Source organism: Actinomycetes bacterium, assembly GCA_024222295.1.
Classification (GTDB): Bacteria; Actinomycetota; Acidimicrobiia; order Acidimicrobiales; family Microtrichaceae; genus JAAEPF01.
On the sequence record JAAEPF010000002.1, the window covers coordinates 310734 to 322776 of the forward strand.

A 12043-nucleotide genomic window follows, 5' to 3' on the forward strand; every position below is an offset into this window, starting at 1 on the left:
AGGGCCGCTTCAGCGTGCCTGATCACCGAGGGCAGCCGCCTCGAGCAGCGACTCAGCCAGATCCTGTGTCGTGACGTGCGCGTTGAGGCCACTGGGGTTTCCCATGACCCACACCGGTCGCCCGCCGATGGTCTTCTCCTGTGCTCCGGCGGAGGCCTTGCGGTCCACTGCGGCGCGCCATCCGGACAGGCCCACCATGCACACTGCCCCTGGCTGCAACCAGCGGCACAGGCGCTCCAGGCGGCCGAGGCCGTCGCCGTACTCGGAGTCGTCCAGCTCGGATGCCCGCGCCGTTGAGCGCTTGACGAGATCCGTCATGCCGATGCGGTGGTCGCGCAGTAGTGCGACGGGATCGCGGTCCACGGTTGCGAGGCCGGACTCGAGCAATGCGGGCCAGCCGCGGTTGGAGGGACCGGAGAACCCGACGCCGCTGTCGGCGGCGTGCAGCGACGGGTTGAGTCCCACCAGCAGGAGACGCATTCCGGGCCCGACCGTGTCAGCGAGGGTGCGTTCACGCCGGATCGTGACAGCCATGGTCGGCAGCTCGTCGGCGTTGGCAGGCTCTGTGCGCTCGATCGACTCCAGCGCGAATCCTGCCCCACCGATCACATCGACCAGTAGATCCTCGGGCCAGAGGGAGAACGCCCGGCCCTCGAAGTCGTCGCCCTCGAGGTGGTGGTGCTCCTGGTTGCCGCCGAACAGCAACAACCTCGCCACGGCGCCCACGGCCATCGACCGGTGAAGGTCCCACATGGCCATCGGCACCGAGCCGCGCCCCAGGTGCACATAGGAGTTCTGCGCCCACGCCGCCCGCAGCGACCCGCGCCGCAAGGGCAGCGCGCGAAGGTCGGCCTGCACCCTCGCGGCGTGGGGGGCGTGGTTCGGGACCTGCGCCAGCATCGACGCGGCGCCATCCAGCGCGATGGTGCCCGTGGGGAACGAGGGCAGGTGCCAACCGGGCCCGCATCCGAGGTCGACCACCGCTGCGTCCGGCAGGGAGGCATCTTCCGCCAGGCGCTTCGCGAACCGTTCTGCACCGGCCATGGTCGGGCTGCGGCGCCGCACCCACTCGCCACCGCGCCGCTCGTACACCTCGAGGGTGGCGCGGTGCGGATCGGGCCCGTTCATCCCCGGGTCACTGGCCTGGGGCGTCCAGCCGCGCCTGGAGTTTCTGCATGCCGGTGATCCACCGGTCGTGGTCGGCTGCGCGGGCCTGTTCATAGGCGGCCACGTCGGGGTGGGGGAGGGCCAGGAACCGGCCCTCAGTCAGCGATCGCAGGGCTGCATTCGCAGCGTCGGACGGCTCGATGACTCCCTGGGCGCGCACCACGGCTATGGCCAGCTCCCGGTCGTGGTCGATGTGTGTGTCCTGGGCCGGGGCGGTACCCGAACGCAGCACCGCGAACTCATCGGCCTCGCCGCCGAACACCATCGGCGTGCGCACGCCTTGGGGGCAGAGACATGTGACACCGACCCCGTTTGCCCCGTGGGTGATCGCAACCCACTCGGCGAATGCCACTGCCGCATGCTTGGTGGTCGAGTAGGCGGCGTCTCCCAGGTTGGAGAGCAGCCCGGCAGCGGACGCGGTCACGAGAAGGTGTCCGCTTCCACGCTCGGTCCAGCGCGGCACCATCACCGCTGCTGCGTGCACGTGGGCCATCACGTTGACATCCCAGACACGCTGCCAGGTGTCGGGGTCGGCATCGAGTCCCTGCGCTGTGCCGATGCCGGCGTTGGCGCAGAACAACCCGACGTGGCCGTGCTCTGCCTCCACCTGCTCGACCAGGGTCGTGGTCGCGGCGCGATCCGACACGTCGAGGCCCGCCGGGGCGATCGTGGTGTTGGCGAACTCGGCGTCGAGCACTTCAGCGACTGCGGCCATGTGCTCCCCGTCGAGGTCGACGCCCACGATTAGCCGCGCCCCGGCGCCGGCCAGCGCACGTACGAGGGCTGAGCCGATTCCGCCGGCGGCGCCGGTCACGATGGCAACCGAGTTCTCTGGCTCGAACGGGCGGCTTGCCCCGCGTCCGGCGCTGCGGTCCTCGTTCGTCATGGCACGATCCGGTCCGGTCGGCAGGCGTCCACCGTTGCTTCGATGACAGCCGCGCGGTCGGGGCCCCATGGCAGTGGCATGAGCACCGGGTGGTCCACCCCGGCGTCGCGGTAGGCCTGCACCGCGGCCGCCACATGGGCTGCGTCGCCGCAGATGTCGATCTCGGCGACCATGCGCTCGGATATGGCGGCTAGCGCGGCTTCGCGGTCGCGCCGGCCGTGCGCAGCGAGCACCTCTTCGACCTCCTCGCCGTAGCCGGCGCGTTCGAACGCCCGCGCGTAGGCGGGCACGACCGCGTAGGAGAAGAGGTCCTTTCGTGCCGGTTCCAGCGCCGGGCCCGGATCACAGACGCCCACGTGCACGTAGGCGTACACCGTGCAGCTACCCCGCGGTCTGCCGGCGGCATGCTCCCCGGCGCGCACCTGCTCGACGCACCAGGGCACCGCGGACGCCGGGAGGTAGTTGAGAAGGACACCGTCGCAGAGCTCGCCGGCCATGCGCAGCATCCTCTCGTTGAGCGCACCGAGCACGAGCTTGGGTCGCTGCTCCGCGAGCCGAACCCCCAGGCGGAAGCGGTTGGCGGAGTAGTGCTCGCCGTCGTGGCTGACCGCCTCGCCGCTGAGGCACTGCCGGGTCAACTCCAGGTACTCGCGCATCTGTGACAGCGGCGTGTCGCCGTAGGTGCGCCCGTGCCACTTGCCGACCACCACGGGCGAGGAGATGCCGACACCCAGCAGAACGTCGCGGTCTCCCACGATCGACTGCAGCGTCGCGGCTCCCATTGCCGCCAGCATGGGTGTGCGTAGCTGGATCGCCAACACGCCGGTGCCGAGCTCGAGCCCGGGGTTCTCGGTGCCGATGGCGGAGAGCGTGGCGAACGCCTCCTGCGCGACGGTCTCCGCGGTCCAGTACGAGCGGTAGCCCGTGTCGGCGGCCAGGCGGGCGATGGCCCGGCCGGTGTCGAGGCCGAGGCCTCCGAAGCTGGCGAACGTGACGCCGGTGGGGGAATTGCTCATGGGGGTGCAACCTAGAGCCTCCGCGCGTGCGGGGTGTCGGCTCCGGCGCTACCGAGGTCACGGTGCGTGGTGTCTGCAGCAGTGTGGGTGAATGGGCTGTCACGCAGTGTGGCGTTTCGGCTCATGGGGCAATTACCGACAGGGAGATGTCGCTGCCGCGGGGTACGATCTAGTCATCGACCGGTCCCGGCCCCTCGGGAACCACCGGCTCGGTGAAGCCAGGGAGACCAGATGACCGAAGTTCGGGAAATCGACATCGAGATCGACGAATCAATCCGCGAGGCGATGCAGATCATCGACCGCGGCCTCGGAGACATCTCCGAGCGTCAGCTCGTGTCGACATCCGAAGTGGCGGATCTGCTGCTCGACGTCCGTTCGATGCTGGCTCGCCTCGACCCCGAGGTCTCCCCGAACTGACCCCGGGGCCCATCGGCCCACGTGATCAACTGACCCCGGTCGCGTTCGTGCAATGTCAGGCGCGCCTGCGCGCAGCCTCGAACAGGTCCTGGTAGGCAGCCTCGATCCCGTCGAGCAAGACCTGGGGCTCCGTGATCGCCCCCGAGTCGACGTGCAGCCCGATGAACAGGTAGCCGCGGTACGACATGGTGGTGAGATTGAACGCGGTGCCTGCCAGCGGACCGACCGGGTAGTTGGCCTCCATGAGCGCACCCGCGATGTAGAGATCGAACGGTGCCGCGCGCACGTTGGAGCAGACGAAGTCGATGCCCGCTGTGGCGCGCTCACCGGTGGCCAGCAACGCGGCGGTCGGCAGCAGGTTCACCACGGCAGCGGCGCCATCGAGGGCCCCGACCACCCGCTCGGACCGGGTTGCGAGCAGCCGGTCGTGCAGCTGGGAGAATCGCTCGGCCGCGTCGAGCTCCCCGGTGGGCACCAGGGTCTGGGTCGGGGAGAAGGCGTTGCCTCCAGCCATCGGGTCCGAGCGGTCCTCCTTCGGGACGTCGCTTCGGATCGACACCGGCATCGACAGACGCAACTCCTTCACCGGGTGCCCAGCGCGTCGGTGGTACTCGCCGGCTGCCGCAGTCGCACCGGTGACGAAGAAGTCGTTGACGCTCCCACCGAGCAGATGTGCGGCCTGCTTCACCTCGGCCAACTCCAGCGTGGTCGTGCCGTACCAGCGAGACAGCGACCGTTCGGTCCAGATCGGCGAGCACTTCGATATCACTTGGACCTGCCGCCCGGCGGAGCGGGCCAGCTCCGCCGCATCTCCGGGGCGCAGCACCATCGATGCCGCCGAGCCGATCGCATCGATCACCTGGCCGCCGCGCGTTCGCACGGAGTCGGCAAGAGCACGTGCCGTGTCGAGCACGGCGGTGCCGGCCAGTGCGTCGGCCTCCTCCCCGTGGGCGCTGCTGTGCGTGTCCTGCGTGGGCTGCCCGGTATCGGGCTCACCGGCGAGAGTGTCGCCTTCGGGGGACCGTTCGAGGTCGATGAATGCGGCGGACAGCCGGATACCACCTTCGCCGTCGGTGATCGTGTGGTGCATCCGCTGCACCATCGCGGCCCGGTTCGATGACAAACCCTCCACGAGCGTGAAGTCCCACAGGGGACGCTCCCGGTCGAACGGCTGGGTGGCGAGGGTGGTCACGAAGTCGTAGAGCTCGCGGTCAGAGGCATCGCCGCCGAGGTTGGCCCAACGAATGTGGTGGTCGATATCGAACTCGGGATCGTCGACCCACTCGGGATTGGCCAGCCTGCCGGCGGGGGCAACCGGCCTCTGGTGCAGCTTCGGCACCTTCGCGATGGCGGCACTCATCTTGGCGACCAGCGTCTCTCGCAGCGGGGGTAGGTCGAGGATGGTCACGTTGGCGAACGTGTTCGACAGCGCAGGGCTCTTCTCGAGCTGCCACATGAGCGCTTCGAAGTCGCTCATGCGTTCCACATCGGAACCGTGTGCGTCAGCCATCAGCGCAGGCTACCGGCCGGTTTGTTGTCAGCCAGCGGGTTGGCGCCAGAGCGAATCGATGGCGCTCGCGAGCCCCACTCCGATCAGCGCTCCACCGATGACGTCGCTTGGGTGGTGCACTCCGACGTGCACGCGACTCCAGCCGATCAGACCCGCCAGAGAGAACCAGGCGGCGTGGTGGCCCAGATCGCGGCTGAGCAGCGTGGCAGCACATGCTCCGGCGCTGGCGTGGCCACTCGGGAAGCTGGAGGTGCGCGGCGAGCGGAGGTCGTGGGGGTGGTCATCCAGCGGCTCGGGCCGTTCGCGGCGAAACAGCATCTTTGTGGGCCCGTTGACCACGGCCTGTTCGACTCCCTGGATGATGCTGCGGCGCAATGCCTTGCGGCGGCGTGACGGGTCACCCGAGATCGCAGGGCCGAACACAGCATCCACAGCGTTGATCGAGTGCCAGATGATGGAGTGGTTGCCGACCTCCGACAGGGCATAGGCGAGCCGGTCGGCGGCGTGGTTGCGGCGTAGCTGCGCAGCCCACCGCTCGGTGGTGCGGTCAAAGCGCCTCACCACCCCGGGCACCGGTGTGGGGGCCGGCTGGTCGAACCCGGAGCTCACCCGTCGACCCGGCCCTCGAGGGTGACCGGAACCGAATCGGCTCCGGCGGCGGCCAGGGCCACTGCGCGGGCTTCGTCGGGGTCTCCGCCGAAGGCTGGGCAGTACTGCTGGAACGAGCACCAATTGCACAGGGCGGAGGTCTTGGGCCGGAAGTCGTCGTGCTGACAGGCGCGCTCGACGGCGGCCCAGATGGCTCCCACCTTGCGCTCGAGACCCCTCACCGACTGCTCGGTGGGTGTGGCCGAGATGATCTGTGGCTCACTGCCCAGGTACATGAGCTGGATCCGGGAGGGGATCTCGCCGAAATGGGCCTTGCACAGGAAGGCATAGAAGTGCACTCCGCCCAGCCTGGACTGCTCCTGCGACGGCATGGGTGTGCGCCCGGTCTTGTAGTCGGTCACCACCAGCGCACCATCGGCATCGCGCTCCAGGCGGTCGATGATGCCGCGGACCGTGACGCCGCCGATCTCGGCTTCGAGCATCAACTCGAGGCCGACGGGTTGCACCCTTCGGGGATCCTCGATGCCGAAGTAGCGCCCGAGCATCACCTCGGCATCCGCTGCGAACCTCACCGACGCGGCCTCATCGAGGCCCAGCTCGGCCCACTCCTGCTCGTAGCGGATCTCCTCGAGGGCCTCGGCCAGGCATTCGGCACCCCTCTCGGGTGTGCGGGTTGCGGGCTCGCCGGCCAGGAGCAGCTCAAGCGCGCGGTGCACCGTGGTGCCCTTGATCGCGGGCTCCGACGGTGCCTCCGGGAGCTTGTCGATCGCAGAGAACCGGAAGGCCAGGGCGCAGTCCTTGAACGACGCGACCTTGGAGGGTGACAACGAGCTCGGCAGCGGAAGGGCCATGTCTTGCATGGTAGGTCCACCCTGCGACACCGGGAGGCGACTGCGGCCTTGTTGGCGGGTTGGGGCTCAGATGGACGCTGCGAACCGCCGGATGCTCTCTGCCACGCCCGCCGGCTGCGCGAGCGGGCCGAAATGGCCGAGCTCGGGGTGTTCCTCGAGGCGGCCGTGGGGGAGACGTTCCGCAACCTGGGGTGCAATCGATGCCGGGCCCGGCTCGATCTCCGCGCCGCGCGCGATCAGCACCTCGCAGTTGACCTCGCCGAGGTGCGCCCACGCCGAGTGACGGATGCCCATCCGGTACACGTCGGCCTCGGTCTCGGGACGACAGCGCAGCGTGACCGAGTCGCCGTCACCGGTCGGAGCGAACCCGTGGGTGACGTATGCAGAGAGGCATTCGTCGCTCAGCTCGGACAGCGGAGGCTTGGATGCGTAGTTTGCAAACGCTGCGCCGGCGCTGTCGAAGGTGGGGCGCCGCCTGAGTGCGCCGGCGGCGAGTGGATTCTCGGTCGGTTCCGCCTCGTGGGGCGGGAAGACGATCGGTTCGAACAGCCACAGTGCGGCAAAGCTGCCGGGTCGGGCCTGCTCGGCGAGCAGGAGGGCGGCTCCGCCCATCGAGTGACCCACTCCGATCGGTGCGTCGAGCGCGTATTCGTCGAGTACGGCGAGCACGTCGTCGGCGTGGCCCTCCCAGGCCATGTCCCGGTCGGGCACGGTGGACCGCCCGTGGCCGCGGGCATCGAACGCGACGCAGCGCCACGGACGCAGTTCGCGTGCCAGCGGGGCGAACACGCCAGCACAGAAGCCGTTCGCGTGTACGGCGAGCACGTCCCGGCCGTCACCACCGAGGTCGTAGGCGGCCACCTGAACCGTGTCGGTCGACGCGACGGTCGACGCTGTCGGCATCGGCGGTGCTGGGGGCATGGTGGAGGGCACGCCTCCGAGCCTGCCATGTGGGGCCAAGTATCCGTTAGGCGCGACGGGCCGGCGCGGCCACCCTCGTCGATGGTTACTCGAGGCCGCCGTCGAGCTCGATGGAGGTCATGACCACAGGCAGGTGGTGGCGCAGGAGCTGCAACTCACCTTCGGGGATGACTTGGGGGCCGTTGCACAGGAATGACTCGAGCAGGTCGAGTTCGACCATAGCGCAGGCCTGCCCGCTTTCTGGCTCGCTCGAGACCACCACCGGGTCGACGAATGGAACGATGTCGATCACCTCGGCCAGGCGGTTGCGCAGATGGTGCGCTGCCATGGCGGTCTGCTCCGCAGCCAGTGCGGGGTGGCCCTCGGCCTTGCCGACGAGAAATAGCCCGGTGGGTCCCACAACGGCCCACAGCTGTTCGGTTCTTCGCACCAGGAAGTCCTCCGGCAGGGTCATGACCCTGGCGTGCACCTCCGGCGCGGACGGAGTGGATCTGAGCACGTCCTTGATATCGGCTCGCAGTCCGCGCACTTGAGAAACCCGCGCAAGGATCGACAAAGGTCACGCCGCCCTCGGCCGGTACGGGCCGGGCGCGTCAGGCCACCTGGTGTGGTCCGCGGAGCTCCTCGGCCGACGGGACGTGTGCCAGGGACTCGATCTGCTCGGGGGCGGGCAGGGCCTTGTTGGACTCGGCCCCGAACGACTCGAAGCGACGGGCAGTGACGAGCAGGCGACTCTCCATCGATGCGAGCGCTGTGTTGTAGGCGCCGACAGAACGCTCGAGGTGGTCGCCCACGCTCGTGAAGTGCGAGGCGAACACCGCCACACGCTCATGCAGCTCGCGGCCCAGCTTCGCCACCTGCTCGGCGCGTTCGGTGATCTGCCGCTCGCGCCAGCCGAGGGCGATGCCGCGCAGCAGGCCGATGAGACTGGTGGGCGTGACGAGGAGGACCCGCTCGGACCACGCGGCCTCGAACAGCTCGGGCGCGCCCTCGATGGCGGCGGACAGGTAGGCGTCACCGGGGATGAACAAGACCACGAAGTCGACCGAGCCCGGCACGTACTCGTCGTAGTTGCGCTTCGACAGGGCGCTCACGTGGCGCGAGACCGCCTTGCCATGCTCCGCCAGCTGTTGCTGGCGTTGCTCGTCGGTGGTGGCCTCCGAAGAGCGCAGGAAGGCGTCGAGCGGAGCCTTGGAATCGATGACCACGGAGCGATCATTCGGCAGGTGCACGACCACGTCGGGCCGCAGGGTGCCCGAGTCGCCCTGCACCGTGCTCTGTGTTGCGAAATCGGCATGCGCGAGCATCCCCGCGGCTTCGAGTGCACGCTGCAACTGCACCTCTCCCCACAGTCCGCGACGCGAGTTGTCGCGCAATGCCGAAGCGAGGTTGCCGGCTTCGGCCTGCACCGCAGTGGTGTGCTCGCGCAGGGCGTCGACGGCGCCACGCAGGTGGCCCGAGTCGTCGCGGCGCTCCTTCTCGAGGGCGTCGAGGTGCCTGGAGTAGGCCTCGAGACGGCCGAGCACGGTCTGGCTCTGTGCGGTCCAGCGTGCCTCGGCGGAACGCTCGAGGCCCTCGTACTTGTCGTTGGCCAGCTCGAGCAGCTTCGTGGACTGTTCGGCAAGTGCCTCTCCGGCAAGGGCCCTGAACGCATCCAGTGTCTGCTCTTCGGATCGAGCCTCGACCCGCGACTCCATCAGCTCGCGCCTCAACCCGGCCTGGCGGCGCCTCGTGAGCACGAGTGCGACGGCCATGGGCAGGACGACGAGCAAGGCGATCGCGGCTATGAGTGCGAGAAGGGAAGCGGGGGTGTCCATCTGGTCTCCGGGCGTGGTTATGGGTCGCCATCAACATCGCAGGGGGGTGTGACAACCCGGCCCGGGCACCCGTCGGGGGCGTTGGGCTAGCTTGCGGACCTGATGGCCCCAGGTGAACGGCGAAGAGCGCTCTGCGGGCCCGAGGCCCCGGCGCGAATTGTCAGCGGCGGCCAGAGCGGCGCTGACCGCGGCGCCCTTCTCGTCGCCCGGTCACTAGGCATCCCACTCGGAGGTTGGTGCCCGGCCGGTGGCTGGGCCGAAGACCTGCCGGATCCCCCTGGCGTGCGCGTGGAGTTTCCGGAGCTCACCGAGGCACCGACTGCAGATCCGGCGCAGCGAACCGAGCTCAACGTACGTGACAGCGACGCGACCCTGATACTCGCCGTGGCCGCGGACCTGACCCCCTCGCCGGGAACCGGGCTGACACGGGCGCTCGCCCGGGAACTCGGCCGACCCGTGGCCGTGGTCGACCCACAGTCGCCCGCCGCCGCAGACCGTGTGCGCGCTCTGCTGACCGACCTCGCAGGTGGGGTGCTCAACGTGGCAGGCCCCCGGGAATCCGAATCACCCGGCCTGCAGGCAGCCACCCAGCGCCTGCTGCTCGACGTGCTTTCGCCGTTCTGAGCTGACGCGATGAGACGAAGTTCGCGGCTTACGAGTTGGCGTGCACGGCGGGCGTGTCCCACTCGCTGGTCGACCGGCTGCGCTGAATCCTGCTGTGGGTGCTCCCCGGTCAGCCCGGCGATGAGCAGGGCGCGCCGCCGCACGGATCGATCAGCAGTCCGTTTGGCTGTGTGAACGCCACCACCATTGCCAGCGCCTCGGGGACGCCGCTGAGCTTGCCGTGTGGGTCGTCGCCCTCGCGCGGTGGCGTGTTGGAGGCCGGAGGAGGGGGCGTGCCGAAGTCCCACATGACCAGCGCCGAACCGCTCCACGGTGTCTCCGGGACCGGGTCGATGCCCCACAGGGGGTCGGTGTCGGTGGATCGGCCCTGGGCGAGCGTCGGGGCCAGCCGGCTGGCGCTGAGCGTCCGCGCGAGCTTTTCTGTGGACGCGTTGGCCACCTGGTGGTCGCCGAAGGCCTCCAGCACCAGGGCCGTGGTTGCACCCCCCGAGCCGGGGAGCGGCTCCGCGGTGATGTGTTGTGCCCATCCCGCGTTTTCTCCCCGATCCCAGAGGTTCTGCATCAGCTCTATGGCGAACGCGGCCTCGAGCTCGTCGGGATAGCTGGCCGCCAGCGCCGGCAGGAACCGGTCGAAGTCGATCGAGCGGCGCAGCAGCAGGTTGTAGCCCATGCCCCCCACTGCGAACACGGCCCGGTCCATGTCGGGGCTGAGTGCCGTGATCGGGCCGCCGAGGATGCCTCCCTGGCTCGCTCCGAGGTACGAGATCCCTGCGGGCAGGACCACCGATTCCCCGAGTTCGTCCTGGAACGCCGCGTGGGTGGCGAAGCCGTCTCCGCTGGCGAGCAGGCGGGCCAGCAGCAGGAAGCCGAGGTGCCCTTGCTGGAGCCGGTCGGGCTGGGTGCGGAACAGTGACAGGTCGGCCAGCTCCTCGAGCACGGTCGGGATGTCGGCTGCGCTCATTCCGATGAAGTCGAGCGCGCAGAATCCGACACCTGCGGCGGCGCCGACCACGCCGATGTCGGTCACCTCGGCGCGGCTGCCGAGCAGGCCGTGGCCGTAGACCACGAACGGTTTCGGTGGCCCGGGTCCGATCGGAACCACGCATGTGAACGGAGCCTGCATGGTGCCTGTGGCGGTGGGGATCCCGTCGGGGTCGGCGTCGTTGTTGAGGGTGGAGCCCGGTCCGCCGTCGGCTGTCAGGTACTGCGGCATCTCGAAGCTGCCCTGCACCAGTCGCACCGGTCCGTTGTCGTAGGTCGACTCGATGGTGAACGGGGGTGCGCCACCCGCGCCCACGCCTGCTTGGACATCCACGCCCAGCTCAGCCGCGGTCTCGGCCCACATGTGTGAAAGGCGCCCGGTGAGCGACTCGGTGGATGCGACCGTGAACGACCACGCTGATACGAGGTCCGCATCGGGGCCCTCATCGATGAGGGCCCTCAGCCACTGCTCCCGGTCGCCGTCGGACGTTTCCTTGAGTTCCGCGAAGTGCCGGCTCGGCGGGATCGGGGTGCCATTGGTGTCGCGCAGGTCGAACAGGCCGATGGCATGGCGATGGCCATCGACGAGCGCCGTGGCCGGCACGATCCGTAGAAGCGTGCGCCGGGGGTCGGTGACGTGTGGGTCGACCTCTGCCCAGGCAGGCACCCGGTCGCCGGTGTCCAGGTCCAGCACGACGAGGTTGGAGCCGGCCTCGAGTGACGCGCCGATGTCCGTCTGGGCGGGCAGCCCTGACAGCACGGGATCCAGCCCCGCAACCACCACCTGTGGGATGGACGCCGGGGAGAAGCCGTCGTTGCGGTTCCATTCTGTGGGGTCGATGGCCTTTCCCTGCGCGTTGGTCGGCAGGGCCTCTGGTGGCAGGTCCAGTCGCAGGCCCGTGGCCGTGGTCTCATCGGCTCGCGTGTAGGCATCGTTGGGCCATGGCAGCAGGCACATGGAAGGGTCGGTGTCGTCGCAGGCCCCCGATTCGCGGGCCGGCATCGTCGTGGCCCCCTGTACCTCGGCTCCGGCTGCGCTGTCGGCCTCGTCGGAGCCCGTGCACGCAGCTGCCACGAGCGCGACCGTGACCAGGGGCGCCAGCAGTGGCAGCACTGCCCGCATTTCGTGAGCGCCACGACGAGCCCTCACAGTCCCTCCCGTAGTTGCCGTGAGCCCAATTCTAGTTGCGATCCGCATGCCTCGGCCCGGCTTCGACCCGAATCAGCCGCCCTTGACGGGGCCC

The 12043-nt window shown here is 69.3% G+C and carries 12 protein-coding genes; 2 read left to right on the forward strand and 10 right to left on the reverse strand.

Features of this window, described 5'->3' with window-relative positions:
- Nucleotides 1-9: 9 nt before the first annotated feature.
- The 3 genes from GY812_01445 to GY812_01455 are packed head-to-tail and all read right to left on the reverse strand — an operon-like array spanning nucleotide 10 to nucleotide 3069.
- Nucleotides 10-1128, reverse strand: coding sequence for a hypothetical protein (locus GY812_01445; protein ID MCP4434150.1), 1119 nt, complete (start codon nucleotides 1126-1128; stop codon nucleotides 10-12).
- A gap of 7 nt (nucleotides 1129-1135) precedes the next feature.
- The gene (locus tag GY812_01450) at nucleotides 1136-2053 is read right to left on the reverse strand and encodes an SDR family oxidoreductase (GenBank protein MCP4434151.1); all 918 of its coding nucleotides are present in this window, start codon (nucleotides 2051-2053) and stop codon (nucleotides 1136-1138) included.
- Nucleotides 2050-3069, reverse strand: a complete 1020-nt coding sequence (locus tag GY812_01455) for an LLM class F420-dependent oxidoreductase (protein ID MCP4434152.1) — start codon at nucleotides 3067-3069, stop codon at nucleotides 2050-2052. The genes GY812_01450 and GY812_01455 overlap by 4 nt, the downstream gene beginning before the upstream one ends.
- A 231-nt stretch (nucleotides 3070-3300) precedes the next feature.
- On the opposite strand from GY812_01455, the gene GY812_01460 reads away from it, so the two are divergent.
- Entirely contained in the window at nucleotides 3301-3486 is a 186-nt protein-coding gene (locus GY812_01460) for a hypothetical protein (protein ID MCP4434153.1), read from the forward strand.
- 55 nt (nucleotides 3487-3541) lie between these two features.
- On the opposite strand, the gene GY812_01465 is transcribed toward GY812_01460, so the two are convergent.
- The 6 genes from GY812_01465 to GY812_01490 form a co-directional block, all read right to left on the reverse strand.
- Nucleotides 3542-4996 (reverse strand): DUF1298 domain-containing protein, encoded by a 1455-nt coding sequence (locus GY812_01465; protein MCP4434154.1) that lies wholly within the window; start codon nucleotides 4994-4996, stop codon nucleotides 3542-3544.
- Between the two features lie 27 nt (nucleotides 4997-5023).
- On the reverse strand, nucleotides 5024-5605 hold the full coding sequence (locus tag GY812_01470; protein ID MCP4434155.1) for a phosphatase PAP2 family protein: 582 nt from the start codon (nucleotides 5603-5605) through the stop codon (nucleotides 5024-5026).
- Nucleotides 5602-6456, reverse strand: a complete 855-nt coding sequence (locus GY812_01475) for a PD-(D/E)XK nuclease family protein (protein ID MCP4434156.1) — start codon at nucleotides 6454-6456, stop codon at nucleotides 5602-5604. The genes GY812_01470 and GY812_01475 overlap by 4 nt, the downstream gene beginning before the upstream one ends.
- A gap of 66 nt (nucleotides 6457-6522) precedes the next feature.
- On the reverse strand, nucleotides 6523-7359 hold the full coding sequence (locus GY812_01480) for an alpha/beta hydrolase (GenBank protein ID MCP4434157.1): 837 nt from the start codon (nucleotides 7357-7359) through the stop codon (nucleotides 6523-6525).
- Nucleotides 7360-7462: 103 nt separating this feature from the next.
- A complete protein-coding gene (locus GY812_01485) occupies nucleotides 7463-7906 on the reverse strand; it encodes a hypothetical protein (GenBank protein MCP4434158.1) in 444 nt (147 codons plus the stop codon).
- A gap of 64 nt (nucleotides 7907-7970) precedes the next feature.
- Entirely contained in the window at nucleotides 7971-9194 is a 1224-nt protein-coding gene (locus GY812_01490; GenBank protein MCP4434159.1) for a DNA recombination protein RmuC, read from the reverse strand.
- 102 nt (nucleotides 9195-9296) lie between these two features.
- On the opposite strand from GY812_01490, the gene GY812_01495 reads away from it, so the two are divergent.
- The gene (locus GY812_01495) at nucleotides 9297-9818 is read left to right on the forward strand and encodes a molybdenum cofactor carrier (GenBank protein MCP4434160.1); all 522 of its coding nucleotides are present in this window, start codon (nucleotides 9297-9299) and stop codon (nucleotides 9816-9818) included.
- A gap of 109 nt (nucleotides 9819-9927) precedes the next feature.
- Here the strand turns inward: GY812_01495 and GY812_01500 are convergent, their stop codons facing one another.
- Nucleotides 9928-11922 carry a hypothetical protein gene (locus tag GY812_01500; GenBank protein MCP4434161.1) on the reverse strand — a complete coding sequence of 665 codons (1995 nt, stop codon included), beginning with the start codon at nucleotides 11920-11922 and terminating at the stop codon, nucleotides 9928-9930.
- Nucleotides 11923-12043: the final 121 nt, after the last annotated feature.

Coding starts and splice junctions, on each gene's coding strand:
- GY812_01465 (MCP4434154.1), bottom strand. CDS start 4,996: ATGGCTGACGCACACGGTTCCGATGTGGAACGCATGAGCGACTTCGAA.
- GY812_01455 (MCP4434152.1), bottom strand. CDS start 3,069: ATGAGCAATTCCCCCACCGGCGTCACGTTCGCCAGCTTCGGAGGCCTC.
- GY812_01475 (MCP4434156.1), bottom strand. CDS start 6,456: ATGGCCCTTCCGCTGCCGAGCTCGTTGTCACCCTCCAAGGTCGCGTCG.
- GY812_01490 (MCP4434159.1), bottom strand. CDS start 9,194: ATGGACACCCCCGCTTCCCTTCTCGCACTCATAGCCGCGATCGCCTTG.
- GY812_01495 (MCP4434160.1), top strand. CDS start 9,297: ATGGCCCCAGGTGAACGGCGAAGAGCGCTCTGCGGGCCCGAGGCCCCG.
- GY812_01480 (MCP4434157.1), bottom strand. CDS start 7,359: ATGCCGACAGCGTCGACCGTCGCGTCGACCGACACGGTTCAGGTGGCC.
- GY812_01450 (MCP4434151.1), bottom strand. CDS start 2,053: ATGACGAACGAGGACCGCAGCGCCGGACGCGGGGCAAGCCGCCCGTTC.
- GY812_01445 (MCP4434150.1), bottom strand. CDS start 1,128: ATGAACGGGCCCGATCCGCACCGCGCCACCCTCGAGGTGTACGAGCGG.
- GY812_01460 (MCP4434153.1), top strand. CDS start 3,301: ATGACCGAAGTTCGGGAAATCGACATCGAGATCGACGAATCAATCCGC.
- GY812_01500 (MCP4434161.1), bottom strand. CDS start 11,922: ATGCGGGCAGTGCTGCCACTGCTGGCGCCCCTGGTCACGGTCGCGCTC.